This window comes from Haloferax gibbonsii ATCC 33959 (assembly GCF_000336775.1).
GTDB lineage: Archaea > Halobacteriota > Halobacteria > Halobacteriales > Haloferacaceae > Haloferax > Haloferax gibbonsii.
Genome location: NZ_AOLJ01000024.1, coordinates 78,350 through 95,938, shown reverse-complemented (window position 1 = coordinate 95,938; position 17,589 = coordinate 78,350). Strand labels below are relative to the sequence as shown.

20 protein-coding genes are annotated in these 17,589 nt (G+C 68.9%); 10 read left to right on the top strand and 10 right to left on the bottom strand.

The genetic code is table 11. The features are described 5' to 3' along the window. Positions 1–36: 36 nt before the first annotated feature. Positions 37–816 carry a hypothetical protein gene (locus C454_RS15800; protein ID WP_004977219.1) on the bottom strand — a complete coding sequence of 260 codons (780 nt, stop codon included), beginning with the start codon at positions 814–816 and terminating at the stop codon, positions 37–39. A gap of 106 nt (positions 817–922) precedes the next feature. Here C454_RS15800 and C454_RS15795 point away from each other — a divergent pair, with 106 nt between their 5' ends. Beyond that, entirely contained in the window at positions 923–1,309 is a 387-nt protein-coding gene (locus tag C454_RS15795) for a CopG family ribbon-helix-helix protein (RefSeq protein ID WP_004977218.1), read from the top strand. 159 nt (positions 1,310–1,468) lie between these two features. Further along, positions 1,469–2,470 (top strand): arsenic resistance protein, encoded by a 1,002-nt coding sequence (locus C454_RS15790; RefSeq protein WP_004977217.1) that lies wholly within the window; start codon positions 1,469–1,471, stop codon positions 2,468–2,470. 132 nt (positions 2,471–2,602) lie between these two features. Here the strand turns inward: C454_RS15790 and C454_RS15785 are convergent, their stop codons facing one another. Both C454_RS15785 and C454_RS15780 read right to left on the bottom strand, forming a co-directional pair. Further along, positions 2,603–2,911 carry a chorismate mutase gene (locus C454_RS15785; RefSeq protein WP_004977216.1) on the bottom strand — a complete coding sequence of 103 codons (309 nt, stop codon included), beginning with the start codon at positions 2,909–2,911 and terminating at the stop codon, positions 2,603–2,605. Next, entirely contained in the window at positions 2,908–3,855 is a 948-nt protein-coding gene (locus tag C454_RS15780) for a shikimate kinase (RefSeq protein WP_004977215.1), read from the bottom strand. Before C454_RS15780 ends, C454_RS15785 begins: the two co-directional genes overlap by 4 nt. 157 nt (positions 3,856–4,012) lie before the next feature. On the opposite strand from C454_RS15780, the gene C454_RS15775 reads away from it, so the two are divergent. After that, entirely contained in the window at positions 4,013–4,441 is a 429-nt protein-coding gene (locus C454_RS15775) for a DUF5796 family protein (protein WP_004977214.1), read from the top strand. Continuing rightward, positions 4,441–4,677, top strand: coding sequence for a DUF7508 domain-containing protein (locus tag C454_RS15770; protein ID WP_004977213.1), 237 nt, complete (start codon positions 4,441–4,443; stop codon positions 4,675–4,677). Before C454_RS15775 ends, C454_RS15770 begins: the two co-directional genes overlap by 1 nt. 25 nt (positions 4,678–4,702) lie before the next feature. On the opposite strand, the gene C454_RS21135 is transcribed toward C454_RS15770, so the two are convergent. Further along, the gene (locus C454_RS21135; protein WP_004977212.1) at positions 4,703–4,837 is read right to left on the bottom strand and encodes a DUF7128 family protein; all 135 of its coding nucleotides are present in this window, start codon (positions 4,835–4,837) and stop codon (positions 4,703–4,705) included. Between the two features lie 78 nt (positions 4,838–4,915). On the opposite strand from C454_RS21135, the gene C454_RS15760 reads away from it, so the two are divergent. Both C454_RS15760 and C454_RS15755 read left to right on the top strand, forming a co-directional pair. Continuing rightward, positions 4,916–7,123: a CDC48 family AAA ATPase gene (locus C454_RS15760; RefSeq protein WP_004977211.1), complete on the top strand. Its 2,208-nt coding sequence runs from the start codon at positions 4,916–4,918 to the stop codon at positions 7,121–7,123. 100 nt (positions 7,124–7,223) lie between these two features. Beyond that, positions 7,224–7,541 carry a hypothetical protein gene (locus tag C454_RS15755; protein WP_004977208.1) on the top strand — a complete coding sequence of 106 codons (318 nt, stop codon included), beginning with the start codon at positions 7,224–7,226 and terminating at the stop codon, positions 7,539–7,541. Between the two features lie 81 nt (positions 7,542–7,622). Here the strand turns inward: C454_RS15755 and C454_RS15750 are convergent, their stop codons facing one another. Further along, entirely contained in the window at positions 7,623–8,363 is a 741-nt protein-coding gene (locus C454_RS15750) for a class I SAM-dependent methyltransferase (RefSeq protein WP_004977206.1), read from the bottom strand. 78 nt (positions 8,364–8,441) lie between these two features. Continuing rightward, positions 8,442–9,062, bottom strand: coding sequence for a DUF7509 family protein (locus tag C454_RS15745; protein ID WP_004977204.1), 621 nt, complete (start codon positions 9,060–9,062; stop codon positions 8,442–8,444). Between the two features lie 98 nt (positions 9,063–9,160). Here C454_RS15745 and C454_RS15740 point away from each other — a divergent pair, with 98 nt between their 5' ends. Continuing rightward, positions 9,161–9,562: an ArsR/SmtB family transcription factor gene (locus C454_RS15740; RefSeq protein ID WP_004977202.1), complete on the top strand. Its 402-nt coding sequence runs from the start codon at positions 9,161–9,163 to the stop codon at positions 9,560–9,562. 92 nt (positions 9,563–9,654) lie between these two features. Continuing rightward, positions 9,655–10,044, top strand: coding sequence for a DUF7522 family protein (locus tag C454_RS15735; protein ID WP_004977200.1), 390 nt, complete (start codon positions 9,655–9,657; stop codon positions 10,042–10,044). Positions 10,045–10,068: 24 nt separating this feature from the next. Here C454_RS15735 and C454_RS15730 read toward each other — a convergent pair whose 3' ends face one another. After that, positions 10,069–12,909 carry a DEAD/DEAH box helicase gene (locus tag C454_RS15730; protein ID WP_004977198.1) on the bottom strand — a complete coding sequence of 947 codons (2,841 nt, stop codon included), beginning with the start codon at positions 12,907–12,909 and terminating at the stop codon, positions 10,069–10,071. 90 nt (positions 12,910–12,999) lie between these two features. Here C454_RS15730 and C454_RS15725 point away from each other — a divergent pair, with 90 nt between their 5' ends. After that, positions 13,000–13,278, top strand: a complete 279-nt coding sequence (locus C454_RS15725; RefSeq protein WP_004977195.1) for a hypothetical protein — start codon at positions 13,000–13,002, stop codon at positions 13,276–13,278. Further along, positions 13,275–13,553: a hypothetical protein gene (locus tag C454_RS15720; RefSeq protein ID WP_004977194.1), complete on the top strand. Its 279-nt coding sequence runs from the start codon at positions 13,275–13,277 to the stop codon at positions 13,551–13,553. Before C454_RS15725 ends, C454_RS15720 begins: the two co-directional genes overlap by 4 nt. Before the next feature lie 52 nt (positions 13,554–13,605). Here the strand turns inward: C454_RS15720 and C454_RS15715 are convergent, their stop codons facing one another. From C454_RS15715 to C454_RS15705, 3 genes are read right to left on the bottom strand one after another with little or no spacing between them, the layout of a single operon-like run. Then, entirely contained in the window at positions 13,606–14,388 is a 783-nt protein-coding gene (locus tag C454_RS15715; RefSeq protein ID WP_004977190.1) for a metallophosphoesterase, read from the bottom strand. Positions 14,389–14,392: 4 nt separating this feature from the next. Continuing rightward, positions 14,393–16,309, bottom strand: coding sequence for a hypothetical protein (locus C454_RS15710; protein ID WP_004977189.1), 1,917 nt, complete (start codon positions 16,307–16,309; stop codon positions 14,393–14,395). After that, positions 16,306–17,589, bottom strand: coding sequence for a Single-stranded DNA binding protein (locus C454_RS15705; protein ID WP_004977188.1), 1,284 nt, complete (start codon positions 17,587–17,589; stop codon positions 16,306–16,308). The genes C454_RS15710 and C454_RS15705 overlap by 4 nt, the downstream gene beginning before the upstream one ends.

Genomic DNA, 17,589 nt, shown 5'->3' with positions numbered 1-17,589 from the left:
ACGCAATCAACGTTGGTGCCGGCCGACGGAGGCCGATTAGAACACCCCTGTGATGAAGCCGAGACCCATCAGGACCAACACGGCCGCGGAGAACGCCGGGAGATACGGCGTGTACTTCTCCACCTCGTCTTCGTACTGCTGGTAGCCGGCGATCAGCAGCATCGTCAGCCCGACGATGCCGACGATGACGGTGACGGCGTAGGCGCTCATCAGTTCGAGGCAGTAGTTCGACCCGGCGCAGAGCGCGATAATCTCGAACTCCTCCTCGTGGGCGAACCCGAGGACGAACGCGAACCACGCGATGCCGAGGAGGCCGCGGTCCGCGGCTTCGTCGAGGTCGCCGTGTGAGTGAGAGTGGGAGTGCCCGCGGTCGTGCGAATGGCCCTCCTCGTGCGAGTGACTGCTCTCGTGTGAGTGGTCGTGGTCGTGAGTGTGCCCCTCTCCGTCGTCGTGCCCGTGAGTCCCGTGAGCGTGTCCGTGAGTGTACTCGCGGATGCCGAGCGCGATGAGTAAGACGCCGGCCACGAGGCTGACCTGTCCGCCGATTTGGACGCCGCCGAGTATCGTGATCGGCTCGTTGACCTGCGTGAGGTCGAAGTACTCCTTCGCGTAGAAGAACACGCCCACCATCGCGATACTGCTGACGAGGTGGCCGACTCCGAGGATGAAACTCGCCGCGAACCCGTACACCCACTTGTTCGCTTGGTCGAGCGCGTACGAGGCCGCGACGGGCCAGCCGTGACCCGGTTCGACGCCGTGGATGGCTCCGAGAGCCACCGCGCCGACGACGAGCCCGAGCAGTTCGTTCGAGGCCATGTACTACCGTATTCGTGGAAAACGAGGGGTATAGGGGTTTTTAATACCGAATCGGGGGTGTCGTCATAACGGGAACTCTTGTAGCTGCGCACGTCAGTTCGAGCCGATGCGGACGAGTTTCAACATCCCCGACGAACTGGTCGAGGAGTTCGACCGGGCGTGGCGCGACGAGGGCATCGAAAACCGGTCGCGAGCGGTTCGAGAGGCCATGCAGGAGTTCATCGAGTCCCACGCCCGACTCGAAGACGTGTCCGGCGAGGTCGTCGCGCTCGTCGGCTTCGACTACCGCCACCACGACGTGATTCGCGAGCTGCACGGGGCGCAACACGAGTTTCAGGACGTCATCCTCAACACGAGCCACACCCACCAAGGCGAGTGGTGTCTCGAATCGCTGTTCTGCCGCGGCCCCGCGGAGCGCGTCCGAGAGCTAACGTACCGACTCCGGGACTTCGACGCGGTCCGGCGGGTGAAGGTGATGGTCATCCGCGAGTGACGCGGCGTCAACGGCCGCGTCGCGCCGAGCTACCGATGCTGCCGCTGTTCGGCCCGTCAAGCCCTCACTTGGCGTGACAGATTCCGTCTACTTCGCCGCATCCTGTCTGACACGGGGGAGCGACGGTGGTTTACCGGCGACTAACGAAGCAGCCGGTAGATGAACTCGAAGCGGTGGCTCCAACGGCATCAAGTTGCCGTCTATGCAGCCTTCGTTCTCTCGGCCGTCGGAGTCGGCGTCTATCTTCCGAACTCGGCCCCGCTCTCCGAGTCGCTCATCGACCCGGTGCTGGCCGCCCTGCTCTACGTCACGTTCCTCGAAATTCCGTTCGTTCGGCTCCGTCGCGCGTTTCGGAACGGGCGGTTTGTCGCGGCGGCACTGGGTATGAACTTCTTGGTCGTCCCCGTCGTCGTCTGGGGACTCACTCGGTTCCTCCCCCAGCGACCGGTCATCCTCGTGGGTGCGTTCATGGTGCTTCTGACGCCGTGTATCGACTACGTGATTACCTTCACCGAACTCGCAGACGGCGACGCCGAGCAGATCACAGCGACGACCCCGGCCCTGATGCTCGTCCAACTGTTGTTGCTCCCGCTGTACCTGTGGCTGTTCATGGGTTCGACGGTCGCAGCGGTCATCGAACCGGGGCCGTTCGTCGAGGCGTTCCTGGTACTCATCGCGCTCCCGTTGACGCTCGCGTGGCTTACCGAAGCGTGGGCGGAACGGTCGTCGAGGGGCGACGCGTGGCAGGAGGCGATGGGGTGGGTACCGGTTCCGATGATGGGCGCGACGTTGTTCGTCGTCATCGCGTCGCAGCTCCCCCGGGTGCAGGGTTCGATCGAGGAGATTGCAGTCGTCATTCCGGTGTACGTCGCCTTCCTCGTCGTCATGCCGATACTCGGACGACTCGCGGCGGGAGTCTTGCAGATGGATGCCGGGGAGGGCAGGGCGCTCGTGTTCACGTCGGTCACCCGTAACTCGCTGGTCGTCCTGCCGCTTGCACTTGCGCTTCCGGCGGGTTACCGACTGGCACCTGCGGTCGTCGTGACCCAGACGCTCGTCGAACTGGTCGGGATGGTCACGCTCACGCGAGTCGTCCCGGCGTGGCTCGTCCCGGACTCGCCGAAGCGACTCTCACTTCCCGAACTGGTGACTCGCGAGTGAGGTCTATGGAAACCGCATCCTCGTGACTATGGGAACCGTGTCCTCGCGAAGACCGAGGAACAACAGAACAACGGCCCAAAGAAGAGTCGACTAACAGAACTCCGATGTGCGGTCTTGGAACCCCGAAATCGGCTACCGATTCTGCCGCTGTTCGGCCTTGTTCATCTCGATGAGCAGCCGGAAAATCGCCTTCACGAGGTTCGAGTCGACCTCGAAGTGGGCCGCGTTCTGCCCGGCGCGCTCCATCACGCGCTCTTCTTGGGACTCGTCGGTCGTCGGCAGGTCCTTCTCGGCTTTGACCTGCGCGACGGTGTCGGCGACGTAGGTCCGGCGGGCGATGAGTTCGACGATGCCGCGGTCGATATCCTCTATCTCCTCGCGGAGTTCGTCGAGCGACATGTCCTGGAACGGTTCGGCTGCGGTGTCGGTGTCGTCTGTCATTGGATTCGTGCTCCGTCGGTTCGGGTGGTCGTCAGTCGGGTCTCTCCGTCGCGGGCGTCCCACAGTTCCTTGACGCGTTCGAGGTCGGCGCGGTCGCCGACGGCGACGACGCTCGGGCCGGTCCCGGACAGCGAGACGCCGTCGGCGATGGGCATCGCCTCGACGGCGGGGTCGGTCGGGAAGTCGAGGGCGGCCGAGAAGGCGAGGCCGTTGACGGTCATCGCCTCGGCGTAGCGCCCTTCGAGTGCGAGGTCGGAAACGAGGTCGGCCATCGGGGCGACGTTCTCGCAGCGGCTCACGTCCGCGTCGGCGCTGTAGGCGCGCTCGGGGGGCGTCCACACGAGCACGTCCCAGTCGACCTCGTCGCGGGCGATGAGTTCGTCGTCGGTGTTGTCGGTGACGACGACGCCGCCGACCATGGAGGCCGAGGCGTCGTCGAACGCGCCGGTCGCCGTGACGCCGACCTCGCGGGCGGCGCGGACGCCCATGCGGCAGGCGTCGAGCCGGGAGATGTCGGCGTCCGGGCCGGGACCGACCGAGCGACCGAGGGCGGAGAGCGNGCCCATGCGGCAGGCGTCGAGCCGGGAGATGTCGGCGTCCGGGCCGGGACCGACCGAGCGACCGAGGGCGGAGAGCGTCGCCAGCACCGTCGCGTTGGCCGCGGCGCTGGAACTCTTGAGGCCGGCGGCCATCGGCAGGTCGCTTTCGGTCTCGACGGTGCCGCCCTCGCCGTCGCCGAACGCCTCGACCACAAGCTCGACGCAGCGCTCGATGAGCCGCGTGTCGGCGTCGGGGGCCTCCGCGATGCTGCCGCGGACCGCGCCGGAGTCGTCCAGTTCGACCGACGCGGTGGTCTCCGCGTCGATGGCGAACGCGGAGCCGGTCGCCGTCGCGAGGGCGTTCAAGACGGTGCCCGCCCCGAGGGCGGTGGCTCGGCCGTGCATACTTGCCGGAGGTCGGCACATCGTGTTATGTGTGGCGGTCCGTGCCGTTTTCGCCCGTAGGTTCGGGGACCGACGCGGCGGCGACGCGTTCGATTCCGACGCCAGCGGGTCGACCCGAGACGCGACGTTTTTGCCGTCCCCGCGGCAACGGTGAGCCATGAGCGCCCGCAGCGACATCGCCCCGAGCACACTCGGCGTCGAACTCCACGACTACGGCGTCGAAGTGGAGTACATCGACAACCGAACCACGGTCTACCGGGGCGTCCCCGAAGCGGTCACGGGCACGCTCGCCACCGCCCCCGGCAAGGAGGTCCACGTCCTCGTCACCGACCCCACCGAGACCGAGGGCGTCATGATGTACGTCAACGACCTCAAGAGCCACGACGACGTGCTCGAATCGAGCGGCGTCGGCCGCGTCATCCTCGGCGAGGGCGAAGAAGAAGAGCTGTTCCCCGGCGTCCTCGTCCGGCGTGTCCCCGGCCACCGATTCGAAATCGAGGCCGACCCCGAGGTCGCCCGCGGCCGCGTGTTCGTCTTCGTCGAGGACGACTGGGCCGAGCACTCCTACGAGTTCGTCGCCGAGTGATGCTCCGGAAGCGCTGGGAGCCGCTGGAAAAGCGGACAATCGGAAAGGCTCCGGAAGCCTACGGCTACTACGAACTCGGCGACGCGGACGGCGACCTCGTCGGCCGCGGCGTGGGCGTCCTCCGCGACGAACTGAAGGAGGCGCTCGCCTACGGCGACGCCGAGCGCGTCCGCTGGGAGCGTGCGACCTCGCTGGACCACGCCGAGCGACTCGCGGACGAACACGACCCGGCGTAGCCGCCCTCGCACCCGCCGCGCGCCGCTACTGCAAGTACGACGGGCTGTCCGTGTCGCAGTTCTCCTCGTGGGCCTCGGCGTCGGGCTCCACGTCGAACAGCATCCCGCACTCTTCGCATCGGTACCACGTCGCACCGTCTTTCTCCGTCGTGGCAACCATGCGTATTGTTACCGCGCCGTCCCGGAAAACGGTTACTCCGGGCGAACCCTCAAGGGTCGAGCGGCCGAACCGGGGGGTATGTCAGAAGATGGGGTGACGCTCGTCGTCCGCGCCGCGGAGAAACGCGACGCGGGCCGCGGCATCGCCCGCCTCCCCGAGGCCGCCCGCCGTGAACTCGGCGTGCTCAGCGGCGAGACGGTCGTCATCGAGGGGTCCCGAGAGACGGTCGCGAAGATGTGGCCCGCCCGCCCCGGCGCGGCGGCGGGCGAGATGCTCGTCGACGCCGACACGCGGGCCAACGCCGGCGTGAAAATCGGCGACAGCGTCCGCGTCAGGAAGATAGCCGTCGAGGACGCGCGCTCGGTGACGCTCGCCGGACCCAGCGCCTTCGAGCGGACCAGCGTGGACCGCGAGACCATCGAGGAGGTCGTGAAGGCGGAGCTTCGGAACCGGCCGCTCCGCGAGGGCGACCGCGTCCGCGTCGAGCGACTCGGCGGGGCCGCCCTCGTCGTCAGCGAGACGAAGCCTGAGGGCGTGGTCCGCGTCACCGACGCGACGGCGGTCTCCGTGACGGCGACGAGTTCGAAGGGCGCGAGCGAGACCGTCCGCGACGCCGTCAAGAGCGTGACCGGCGGCGACGGCGGCGACGCCGGGAGCCGCGGCCGGGCGACGGGCGTCACCTACGAGGACATCGGCGGCCTCGACGACGAGCTCGACCTCGTCCGCGAGATGATAGAGCTCCCGCTGTCCGAACCCGAGGTGTTCGCCCATCTCGGCATCGAGCCGCCGAAGGGCGTCCTCTTACACGGCCCGCCGGGCACCGGGAAGACCCTCATCGCGAAGGCCGTCGCCAACGAGGTCGACGCGAGTTTCACCACGATTTCGGGCCCGGAGGTGCTCTCGAAGTACAAAGGCGAGTCCGAAGAGAAGCTCCGCGAGGTGTTCCAGTCGGCCCGCGAGAACGCGCCGGCCATCATCTTCTTCGACGAAATCGACTCCATCGCGTCGAAGCGCGACGACGGCGGCGACCTCGAGAACCGCGTCGTCGGCCAACTGCTGTCGCTCATGGACGGACTCGACGCCCGCGGCGACGTGGTCGTCATCGGCGCGACCAACCGCGTCGACAGCCTCGACCCGGCGCTCCGCCGCGGCGGGCGCTTCGACCGCGAAATCGAAATCGGCGTCCCGAACGAGGCGGGCCGCCGCGAGATTCTCGACGTGCACACCCGGCGGATGCCCCTCGCCGAGGGCGTGGACATCGACCGACTGGCCTCCCGAACCCACGGCTTCGTCGGTGCCGACCTCGAATCGCTGGCCAAGGAGGCCGCGATGACCGCGCTCCGGCGCGTCCGCCGCGAGGGCGGGGGCGGAGGCGGGGACGGTGGCGGGAAGGTCGCCGTCGCGGACATGACCGTCACGCGCGCCGACTTCGAGTCGGCGATGGCGACGGTCGAACCCTCGGCGATGCGCGAGTACGTCGCCGAACAGCCGACCGAGGGCTTCGAGGGCGTCGGCGGCCTCGACGACGTGAAGCGGACGCTCGAACGGGCGGTGACGTGGCCGCTGACCTACGCGCCGCTGTTCGAGGCGGCCTCGACCGACCCGCCGACCGGCATACTCCTGCACGGTCCACCGGGGACGGGCAAGACGATGCTCGCCCGCGCCATCGCGGCCGAAAGCGGCGTCAACTTCATCCACGTCGCCGGCCCCGAACTGCTGGACCGCTACGTCGGCGAGTCCGAGAAGTCCGTCCGCGAGGTGTTCGACCGCGCCCGACAGGCCGCCCCGAGCATCGTCTTCTTCGACGAGATAGACGCCATCGCAACCGACCGCGACAGCGCCGGGTCGGACTCGGGCGTCACCGAGCGCGTCGTCTCCCAGCTCCTGACGGAGATGGACAACGCCGCCGACAACCCGAACCTCGTCGTCCTCGCGGCGACGAACCGCCGGGACGCGCTCGACCCCGCGCTCCTCCGACCCGGTCGGCTGGAGACCCACGTCGAGGTTCCCGCCCCCGATATCGAGGCCCGCCGCGCCATCCTCGACGTGCACGTCCGCGACAAGCCGCTCGGCACCGACGTGGACCTCGGGGACGTGGCCGCCCACATGGACGGCTACACCGGGGCCGACGTGGCCGCGGTCTGCCGCGAGGCCGCGCTCCGAGCGATTCAGGACGTGGCCGACGCCTACGAGGGCACCGAGGCGAACGACCACGCCGACGAGGTGCGCATCACCCGCGCGCACTTCGACGCGGCGCTGGAATCGGTCTCGCCGACGCGGGTCTGACGGGCGGCGACCGCGGGGGACGCCCGCGTCACTCCACCTGCGAGATTATCTCGTTTCGCCGCGTACTGTGTCTCATGTTCACTCGCAACAGAGGTGTGTCGTGAACGCGGCGTGGCGGCGGAAGGTCCGTCGGGAGTGGGACGCGCTCACCGGCGGCCCGCTCTCCGCGACGTGGTGGGTCACGAAAGCCGGCCTTCGAGTCGCGTTCGCCGAGGCGATATTCATGTTTCTCGTGTTATTGAACAACGACCCGAACGCGGTCTCGGCCGTCGCCGACGGCGAGGCGTCGGTGTTCTCGCTCGTCGCGGTCGTCCTCGGGTCGCCCGAGTACCTCGCCATCGCGGGCATCGTCTTCGCCGTCGCACTCTTGCTTCCGTTCCTCCCGCGGCGCAACGAGGCGACCAACCGCTGGGAGTAGGCCGTAGCGCGTGGGAAGGGACGGCCGGCGACGGCCTCGCCCCGAAGTGCCACCGCGAAGTGCCGCAGCGACCGCGCCGGCTCACGCCAGTCGCGCTCGGTAGTAACTCGATTCTGCGTTCGGGACGGTCACCTCGCGCACGTCGAGGCCCGCCTCGGTAGCGACCGCCCGGAGTCGGGCCGGCGAGACGAGAACGAAGTCGAGCGTCGGCCCGCGGAGGTCGCCGTACTCGACGCGGAACGACCGTCGGGCGACGCCTTCCCGCGGGTCCGACCGGTAGCCGAAAAAGCGCTCGGGGTCGATGCGCGTCGGGTCGTACGAGTCGACGACGACCTCGCCGGCGGACGAAACGAGGTCGGCAAACGACGCGAGGAGGTCGGCGAGTCGGTCCAGCGAGCCCGCGAGTCCGACCTGCGTCCCGTTGGCGAGGACCGTCTCGAAGCCTCCTGCCGGCAACCCCGCCCGACTCGCCTCGACCGGCGGGTCGAACATGTCGCCGACGACCGCCGCCTCGACGCCGCGCTCGCGGGCCGCGCGAACCGCGTTCGGGCTCACGTCGAAGGCGACGACGTCGCCGCGCTCCTGTACGGCGAGGGCGTGCTGGCCCGCCCCGCACCCCACGTCGAGGACGGGCGTCCGAAGCGAGTCGACGAACTCGCGCTTCGCGGCGGGCCACCGCTCCGACGGGACGAGATAGTTCTCGTAGATGTGCGCGTCGCCGACAGTACCGCGGGCGTCGTCGCCGGCGCGGTAGACGCACGGGGCGCGCAGACAGCCGCGAACCCGGTCCAACATCGCCAGTCCGAGGGCGTCGTCGGGCATGACGAGTCGTTCGTCGCCCTCGTGTAAACTATAGTTAATGTGCTGCTAGATAGCACTCACCATGAACCGGCGAGAGCGTCAGTCCAGCCGGTCCAAGTCGCCGTGTAGCTCGCGGTTCATCACGTCCGCGACGAACAGTCGGATGCGCTTGTGGAGTTCCGCTTCGGTGTCGTAGGTCTCGACGCGGAGGTCCCAGCGGGCGCGCGCCGCGCGAATCATCTCGCTCGTGACCGTCGCTTCGTGGACGAAGACGATTCTGTCGCCGTGCGTCTCGGAGAGCCGTTCGAGTATCGACCCCGCCTCCTCGCCGACGCCGAAGTTGTGGCCGAGAAACGGCAGCACGAACACGGTGGCGTTGCTCGCCTCGGCGAACGCGAGCGACTGCGTGGCGGCGTCCACCTCGTCGGTGCTGAGGTCCGCGTCGACGGCGAGAAAGGCGTTGACGCCCGGGTCCGCGCGGAGGCTCCCTTGCACCCGTCGGAGGAGCGCGAGCGCGTCGTCGACCTCGTCTCGCGCGGCGAACAGCTTTCGAATCGGTCCGGGGAGGTCCTCGATGTCGATGGCGGCGAGTTCCTCCTCTGAGAGGACGTAGTTGAGGTTGAACGACTTGTACGGACCCATCACGTAGACGAGAAACCGGTCGTAGGTCGTCCGCCCGAGCGCCGCCCGTATCTCGTCGCGCGAGATGGCGTCCGTCATGGACACACGTACCGCACGGTAGTATATAAAATTCGGATTTTTCAGCGAAGTTCGACTCAAGAACCGTTAAATCGATACGCTCCGTCTAGCGAACCGAGATGGCGACGAACGACCCGGTCGATTCGGACGGGCTGCCCGAGGACCCCGCCGAGTTGCTGCCGCCGACGAGCGTCCTCACGCTGGACGAGTACCTCGACATGCAGGCCGCACTCGGCGACCGGACGCGCTTCACCCTGCTGTACCGACTGGTCCACTTCGGCGAGCGAAGCCCGAAAGCGCTGGCCGAGGCGCTCGACGTGCAGGCGAACACGCTCCACTACCACCTCAACAAACTCGTCGACGCCGGGTTGGTCGAGAAGCGAAAACGGTCGCAGGCCGACGACGAGGGGCTGTTTTCGTACTACCGCGCCACGTCGCTCGGCTCCGACATCCTCGAACACGGCGTCGAGGAGCTCATCCGGCGCGAGCGCGACTACCGGGACGCCTACGCGTCGGAATAGCGGCGTCACGGACCGACCGGCGCGTCTCAGCTCCCACCCGCCCGCTGCCGAAGCCGCCGCCTATTTGGCGCTCGCTCGCGCAGGCTGAAGCGATGTCCAATCTCCTCCCCGAGGAAGCAAAAGAAAAGCTCGTCACCGTCTGCCGCACGGCCGTCGGCGACAGCCTCCGGTCGCTCACGTACTTCAGCCGCTTCGACTACGTGCAGGTGTACCTCCGCGAGGACCTCGAACAGGAGGCCGACCTGAACTCCTTTATCGGCAACGAGTGGCACGACTTCAAGATGACCCAGGACGCCTACCGCGGCTCCGAACTCGGCGACTACGAGTACACGATTCGCGTGTTCGAAAACGGCTACCTCGTCCGCATCACCGTCGAGGACTTCGGCGTCTTCGTCACGACCGACGGCATCTCGATGCAGGACTTCGAGGCGCTGGCGGCCGCGACGACCGAGATTCTCGACGAGTGGGCCATCGAGGAGTAAGCGGCCGAACCGGAATCCGTCCCGTCAGTCCCAGAACGACTGGGTTCGGGCGTACTCGCGCTCCCGTTCGAGGATGTCGCGGTAGAAGTCGTCTTCGTCCTCGCGGAGCTTGTTGATGATGCGCGCGGCGTTGTGCGGGCCGACCCCGCGGGCCGCGAGCGCGACGACCGCCCGCTTGCCGTGGGCCTGCACCAGACTCGCCGAGCGGTACGCCCGCTTCGTCAGTCGCTCCTGTTCGTCGTCTTTCTCCGGCGCGCGGACCGCTTTCACCGCCTCGTCGTCCCACGGATTGAGCGCGGCGACGCGGGTCGCGCCGCACTCGGGGCACTCCACGGGGGCGCGGACGCGCTTTACCTTCGTCTTTCGAGTCCAGTCCTTGCAGTGGAGACACGCCAACAGCACGCGGTCGTTCTGAATCCGGTCCCGAACCGTCTCGATGACGCTCGCGTCGGCGTTCTCGGGGACGAGCAGGTCGGTTCCCGACCCGCGGCCGCCGGTGCCGATGGCGGTGGGTTCGCGGGCGACGGCGAGTTCCACGTCGCCCTCGCGGACGCGCCGGAGCAGTTCGACCGTCTCCTCGACGGCGAGGTCGGTGTGGAACACCTCGCGGACGGCCTCGTCGTAGACGGGCGTGTCCTCCAGCGCGGCGAGGAGTCGGTCACCGCCGAAGCGGCCCTTGCCCTGATAGCGCTTGAGCGCGCCGAACTTCGCGGCCACCTGCGCGAGCGTGAACTTCAGCGAGTCCGACCGCTTGAGCGCGAGTTCGAGCAGCGCCTCGACGTGGTCGGGGTCGGTCTCGCGGAGCACCTCGGCGAACGTCGTCGGGCGGACCTTCCCGGGCACGTCGAACTCGACGCGGTAGGGGTCGACCTCCATGCCGACCGAGGAGCCGGTCCGCTGGCCGATGAGCGCCGACAGGAGCCGACCGAGCGTCTCGTTCACCCGGTGGCCGTACGGCGAGTTCAGCGTCACCTTCCGGGGCGAGCCTTCGAGGACGAGCCTGTTCGCCGTCGGAATCGGTGCGTCGGCTTCGACCTGTTTCTCGATGGGGCCGAGCGCCGAGCGGACCGTGGCCTCGTCGGTCGGATAGCGCATGGCGATGTCGCGGGCGACGGCCTCGCGGTCGGCCCCGGACTCGAACTGCGGCGCGGCCACGTCGCGGAGTTCGCCCACCTCGCCGGCGACCGGCGCGGGCACCGGAATCTCCGAGCCGACCCACGACGGCACCTCGCCGCCGGGGTCCTCGATGGGCGAGACGTTCACTCGCGCCTCCTCCTCGTCCACGTCGTTGACGCGCCACATCTCGCCGCGCTGGATGAACGTCGCGCCCGGCGAGGCGAAGTTGAGGACGAACTTCTCGTCGAGCGTCCCTATCTGCCGGCGCGAGGAGATGTCGTGAACGTCGTAGGTCTCCTCGTCGGGAATCATCGAGAGGTTGGCGTAGAAGTACTGCCACGTGCCGCCGGACTTCTCGAGGAGGTCTTTGTCCTCGTCGAGCCAGAGGAGGCGGTTCCCCGAGAGTTCGCGGACGACGGCGCGGAAGTCGTCCTCGGCGAGGTCGCGGAAGGGGTACGCCCGCGTGATAATCTCGTAGGCGCGACGGGCCGACACGTCGCCGTAGTCCATGACGACGCCGACGATTTGGTTAGCGACGGTGTCGAGGCTCCCGTGGTGGACGCGGGCGGGTTCGACCTCGCCGGAGACGGCCCGCCGGGCGATGGCGAGCGCTTCGAGCGTGTCGTCGGGGTGGTCGGTGACGACGGTCCCGCGGGAGACGACGCCCAGGCGGTGCCCCGCGCGGCCGACGCGCTGGAGGAGCCGCGACACCTCGCGCGGGCTGTTGTACTGGACGACGTGGTCCACCCGACCCACGTCGATTCCGAGTTCCATCGACGACGTGCAGATGAGCGCGTCCAACTCGCCGGCCTTGAAGCGGTCTTCCACGTCGATTCGAACGTCCTTCGACAGCGAGCCGTGGTGGACCTCGATTGGGTCGCCGAGCGCCTTGAACCGCGAGCCGAGCGCCTCCGCGGTCTGTCTGGTGTTGACGAAGACGAGCACGGACTCGTGGTCGCGGACGACGTCTCGAATCGTCCGGACGTGGCTCGCTATCTCGGGGTCGGTGGCGAGTTTGCCCGCCAGCGCCTCGTCCTCGTTCGTCACCTCGGGGCGGACGACTTCGAACTCGACGCGGTTGTCCACGTCGACCTCGATGACCTCGAACGGTCGGTCGCCGGTCAGGAACTTCCCGACCTCCTCGGGCGACCCGACCGTCGCCGAGAGCCCGATTCGCTGGAACGGCCCGGCCAACTCGCGGAGGCGCTCTAACCCGATTGTCAACTGCGCGCCGCGCTTGGCCGACGCGAGTTCGTGGACCTCGTCGACGACGACGTGGTGCACGTCCGACAGCGCCGTCCGCAACTTCTTCCCAGTGAGCATCGCCTGCAGCGTCTCGGGCGTCGTCACCAGCACGTCCGGCGGGTCGTTGGCCTGCTTCTGTCGCTGGTACTGCGTGGTGTCGCCGTGGCGAACGTCGATGTCGACGTCGAGCTGTTCGCCCCACCAGTCGAGCCGCTGGCGCATGTCGCGGTTCAGCGCCCGAAGCGGGGTGATGTAGAGCGCCGAGATACCGAATCGGTCCTCGGCGTCGGCGATGGCCGAAAACACCGGCAGCATCGCCGTCTCCGTCTTGCCGGTGCCCGTGGGCGCGATGATGAGGCCGTGTTTCCCGTCGGACAGCGGGGGAATCGCCCGGCGCTGCGGCTCGGTGGGCGTCGTGAATCCGCGCTCCGAGAGCGCGTTTCGAACGGGCGACGAGAGCGTCGCGAAGGCGTCCATTCCGGCGGCGGCCTCGCCGTCTGGCATCGCCCGAGGTTACGGTTCGAAGCGATTAAGCGCACCGCTCGGGGCGGTCCCGACCGGGAGATTCATGTCGCCCGTGAATCAATTTCGGGCGTGTCCCCGAAACGAGTCTACTGGTCCGCGTTCCTCGTCTTCGGTCTCTGTGCCGCCGTCGATATTGCGCTCGACGTTTCCGCGGGAGACGTGGGTATCAACACCGCCGCAGCGGCCGCGGGCGTCGTCGTGGTCGGCTACGCGTCGGTCGTCGCCCTCCGCGACCCCGACCGCGCTCGGGTCCCGTCGGACTGGGGCCCGCTCGTCTACCTTGTCATCGTCGGCGCGGCGCTCTACGCGTTCGGCGTCGCCCTCCAACTGTACTCGGTGGTGATGTGACTCCCGAACGGTCGTTCTGGCTGTCGCAGGCCGGCTTCACCGGCGGCAATCTCCTTATCGTCCTCGGCAATCAGCGGGGCGACCTCGCGGCGTGGCAACTGGTCTTCGCGGCGGTGCTGGTGCTCACGACCGTCTGGTTCGTCGGCTACGCCGTGCAAGAACGAGAGGAGGGCGTGCCGGAGTTCTTCCGCGAGTGGACCGGCTGGCAACGACTCGCCAACGTGACGGCCGTCTCCGTGTTCGTCCTCGGCACTCTCACGTTCGCCTTCGCGTAGGAGTCGAAAAAAGCGGGAAGTCGCGTGTGACGACCGCGACGGTTTCGGCCCCTCAGACGTTCCGGTAGTCGCCCAACCGCGTGCCGTCGAGCAGGTAGGCTTCCCCGTCCGCGAGGCCGTCGGGCAGGAACGGCGAGAGAAATCCCTGACCGGGGACGTTGACCCACGTCCCGCCCGAGGTGTCGTTGAACGCCGGGAACACCACGAGTTCGGCGTCGGCCCGCGCCACCTCCGCGGGGTCGACCTCGTAGTGCTCCGCGAACACCTCGGGAGCGAGAGTGCCGCGGAGCCAGACGCGCTCTTTCCGCGCGCCGCCGACCTCGTCCTCCAGCCTGACCGCCGGGTGCTCGTGAGCCGAACAGACCACGTCGGCGGCGAGCACCTCCCGCGAGGGCCACGTGTGGCCGTGGCAGAATCCCACGTCGCCGAGGCGGACGCCCGCGGGGTCTGTCACCTCCACGTCGTCGCCGAAAAACGCCGCGAGGCCGCCGTCGTGGTTGCCGGGGACGACCGTCAGTTCGGCGCGGTCGGCCACGGCGTCCGCGAACTCGCGCAGTTCCTCGGCCTCGTCTCCCTTCGGGTCGCCGATGCGGTGGCCGAGGTCGCCGAGGACGACCAGTCGGTCGGCGTCGGTCCGGTCGAGAAGCGACAGCAGGCGCTCGCGGCGGACCGCGGCCTTCGACGGGAGTTCCACCCCGCGTTCGTACCGCAGGCCGGCCTCGATGCCGGCGTGGTAGTCGGCGACGACGAGCGAGCGCTCGGGGAACCCGCGTCTGCTCGTCCGCGCCACCGCGGCCGGGTGGCCGGGAATCGGTTTGACGAGCGGTCCGGGCACGGCCTCAGATGGCCTTCAGCACGCCGTCCTGCGGCTCGTAGCACCGACCGCCGAGGAGCGCCTCCTGGATGGCGTCTTCGACCGCGCCGGGGTCCGCGCCGTACTCGTCGACGACGGCCGCGACGACCTCGTCGTGGGACGCGCCGTCGCCGTCGTCGAGGTCGTCCATGGCGTCCACGACGACCGATTCGAGGTCGATGTCCTCGGCGGCTTCGTCGGCGTCGGCCTCGCTCTCGGCGTCGTCCGACCCGACGTCGAGCGTCGGCTCGGGTTCGGATTCCGGTTCGGCGTCGACCGCCGGTTCGGGTTCCGGGGCGGCGTCGGCCGCGGGTTCCGGCTCCGGTTCGTCGGCGACGGGTTCGGATTCGAGTTGCTCGGTGAGGTCGTCCGCGTCGGGCACGTCGATGTCCGCCTCGCCGGCGGGGTCGACGTCCGCGCCGGAGGTGAACTCCGTGCCGAACTCGGACTCGATTTCGGCCCGCTCGTCCTCGTCGAGTTCGTACATCCCGTCGGGGTCGACCGACTCGTCGGCGTCGGTGGTCGCGGAGTCGGTCGCCGCGTCGGTTGACGACTCGTCGGCCGCCGCGGCCGACGCGTCCGTCTCGGGTTCGGGGTCGTCGAAGCCGTCCTCGAAGTCGCCGAGCGTGCCGTCGTCGGAGCCGCCGAAGGTGTCGGCGTCGGCCGTCTCCGCGTCGGTGGCGCCGTCCTCGAAGTCGCCGAGCGCGCCGTCGTCCGAGCCGGCGTCGAAGTCGGGCTCCGAGTCGGCGTCGAGCGAGTCGGACGCGAGGTCGGGTTCCGCCGCGGGTTCCGGCTCTGCGTCAGATTCGGGTTCCGCGGCAGGTTCCGGCTCTGCGTCAGCTGTCGTCGACGGCGCGGTCTCCGGTTCTGACTCGGACGCCGGCTGGTTCTCGGTCGCGGTGGTCGCCTCGGCGGCGACGGGTTCCGAGTCGGGCGCGGGCTCCGACTCGGGTTCGGCGTCCGCGACGGAGTCGGTCTCTGGCTCTGCGACGGGCTCGGACTCGATGTCGGTGTCGGCCCCGGCGTCGAGCTCGGATTCCGCGTCGGCGTCAGCGACCGGCTCGGCGTCCGGGTCGGCGTCGAACTCGCCCGCGTCGGGCTCCGAGTCGTCGAGTTCGTCCCCGTCGTCCGCGTCCGCCTCGCCGACCTCGATATCGACGCTCGCGGCCGGTTCGAGGTCGAGTTCGGGGAGCGGGCCGAGGACGGCGTCCCCGCCGTCACCGGGGGCGACGTCGAGGGGGTCGACTTGGTCGCGGTCGCCCGCGACGAGTTCGAGCGCCTGCACGGCGACTTCGCGCAGGGCTTCGAGGTAGGTTCGGGTCGTCCCGTAGTGGTCGATGGCGCGGGGGACGCCCTCCGCGAGCGTCGAGTCCACGCCGCGCGCTTCGAGCGCGCGAGTCAGGTCGTCGCCGCGGTGGGACATCGACAGCGCCTCGTCGAACACCGCGATACGGCGGAGCGTCGCCTCGGCGGCCGAGACGATCCAGCGATCGCGCACGTCGGCGTCGACGGTGTTGACGCTCTCGGGGCGGACCGAGGAGTAAACCACGTCGGCGTCGTCCGGTTCGTACGTCCGGGCCTTGCCCGCGAGCGAGACGAACGCCGGGGGCGTCGCCGCGTCGAGGTAGGCCATCGGCTCCGGCTGGTACTGCCCGGCGTAGGTGACGAACGCGCCCGTCGGGTCCGCGATGCGCCCGCGGAGCACCTCGTCGTTGACGTGTTCGACCTCGGTGAGCACGCCCGCGACGAACGTCCGGTTGAGTCGCGCGCCGGTGGGCGTGACCACGTAGTTCGGCGCGCGCTCCTCGTCGCTCTCGGAGTACGAAAGCGAGGCGTCGTCGAACTCGGCGGCGAAGACGCGGTAGGCGATTTCCCGCGTGCCGACGACCGGCGAGGCGCTCATGCGCGCACCTCCGTGAGGAGGGCGGCCGCGCGTTCGGCCGGGTCGTCGTCGGTCTCCTCGAACTCGTCGGCTTCGAGGTTCGCGCCGTACTCGTCCACCGAGAGGTTCCCGCGGACGCGGTACTCGCGGCCGACGAGCGTGTCGGCGATGTCGTCGGCGACGACCTCCTTGTCCATCGCCTCGCGGGCGGCCTCCATCGCGTCGGCCATCGTCCCGCCGTAGATCTCCTCTGTGAGGTCGCGGTCGAGGATGGCGGTCACCGTGCCGGTTCCGTCGTCGAGAATCGCCTTCACGCGCATGTCGTCCTCGCCGTCGACCTCGCCGTGCTGTCGGCACTGGCCGTTCTGGACGACGCGACTGCATTTGGGACAGCGCTCGATGAGTCCGGAGCCGTCGCGCACTTCGAGGACGTTGCCGAGCACTTCCACGTCGAACATCCCGCCGGCGTCGACGGCCTCGCCGATTTTCAGGCGGGGCGCGGAGTCGGTCACGGCGACGGGGTCGTCGAGGGCCTCGAGCGTCGTGAACTCCGAGAGGTTCACCTGCGGCACGCCGCGGAACTCCCGGACGTACACGTCCGAGAGACGGACGCTCGCGCCCTCTTTCACGTCGGGGCGCGGTGCCCAGTCGGTGAAGGGGAGCCGGCCGGTCTCGTCGGCGACGACGCCCGAGAGGATTGTCGTCTCGCCGTTGCGGCCGTCGATGGTGCGCGAGTCGACTTCGAGGACGCGGACCTCGACGGTTCGGCCGCGGTCGCCGGCCTGCAGGTCGATGAGGTCGGCCTCGCCGCCGATGCGGTCGTCGTAGGGCGTCTCGACCGTCTCGGACTCGACGCCGACCGTCGAGGACGCACCGATGTTCAGTTCGGGCTTCCCGTCCCACTCGCGGACGCCGGCGTTACCGATGACGACGGAGTCGCCCGGTTCGAAGCCGAAGTCCTGCCACGCGGTGTAGGAGATGACGCCGGACTCGTCGGCGAGTTCTCCCTCGCGGATGGTCTGTTCGTCGCCCTGATAGACGATAGAGCGGGTGCCCACGGTGAGCACGCGGACCGTCACGGAGACGTTGCCGCCGTCGGGGTCGATGTCGGCGATTCGCTTCGTCGAGGGCGCGCCGTCGCTGCCGCCGGAGCTTCCGCCGCCGTGCTTGCGGCGGACGCTCTGTTTCGCCTCGTCGAGCGGGACGCTGTACTGCAGGAGGTTCTGCAGGTCGGATTTGACCTCCTCTTTGTCGACACCGAGGGCGGAGGCAAGCTCCTCGGCGTGCTGGTCGAGTTCCAT

What these genes read in the sequence shown, in the direction of transcription:
- C454_RS21135 (WP_004977212.1), bottom strand. Translation starts at nt 4,837, where the DNA reads ATGGTTGCCACGACGGAGAAAGACGGTGCGACGTGGTACCGATGCGAA.
- C454_RS15740 (WP_004977202.1), top strand. Translation starts at nt 9,161, where the DNA reads ATGGCGACGAACGACCCGGTCGATTCGGACGGGCTGCCCGAGGACCCC.
- C454_RS15750 (WP_004977206.1), bottom strand. Translation starts at nt 8,363, where the DNA reads ATGCCCGACGACGCCCTCGGACTGGCGATGTTGGACCGGGTTCGCGGC.
- C454_RS15745 (WP_004977204.1), bottom strand. Translation starts at nt 9,062, where the DNA reads ATGACGGACGCCATCTCGCGCGACGAGATACGGGCGGCGCTCGGGCGG.
- C454_RS15760 (WP_004977211.1), top strand. Translation starts at nt 4,916, where the DNA reads ATGTCAGAAGATGGGGTGACGCTCGTCGTCCGCGCCGCGGAGAAACGC.
- C454_RS15735 (WP_004977200.1), top strand. Translation starts at nt 9,655, where the DNA reads ATGTCCAATCTCCTCCCCGAGGAAGCAAAAGAAAAGCTCGTCACCGTC.
- C454_RS15785 (WP_004977216.1), bottom strand. Translation starts at nt 2,911, where the DNA reads ATGACAGACGACACCGACACCGCAGCCGAACCGTTCCAGGACATGTCG.
- C454_RS15710 (WP_004977189.1), bottom strand. Translation starts at nt 16,309, where the DNA reads ATGAGCGCCTCGCCGGTCGTCGGCACGCGGGAAATCGCCTACCGCGTC.
- C454_RS15730 (WP_004977198.1), bottom strand. Translation starts at nt 12,909, where the DNA reads ATGCCAGACGGCGAGGCCGCCGCCGGAATGGACGCCTTCGCGACGCTC.
- C454_RS15770 (WP_004977213.1), top strand. Translation starts at nt 4,441, where the DNA reads ATGCTCCGGAAGCGCTGGGAGCCGCTGGAAAAGCGGACAATCGGAAAG.
- C454_RS15795 (WP_004977218.1), top strand. Translation starts at nt 923, where the DNA reads ATGCGGACGAGTTTCAACATCCCCGACGAACTGGTCGAGGAGTTCGAC.
- C454_RS15790 (WP_004977217.1), top strand. Translation starts at nt 1,469, where the DNA reads ATGAACTCGAAGCGGTGGCTCCAACGGCATCAAGTTGCCGTCTATGCA.
- C454_RS15800 (WP_004977219.1), bottom strand. Translation starts at nt 816, where the DNA reads ATGGCCTCGAACGAACTGCTCGGGCTCGTCGTCGGCGCGGTGGCTCTC.
- C454_RS15705 (WP_004977188.1), bottom strand. Translation starts at nt 17,589, where the DNA reads ATGGAACTCGACCAGCACGCCGAGGAGCTTGCCTCCGCCCTCGGTGTC.
- C454_RS15775 (WP_004977214.1), top strand. Translation starts at nt 4,013, where the DNA reads ATGAGCGCCCGCAGCGACATCGCCCCGAGCACACTCGGCGTCGAACTC.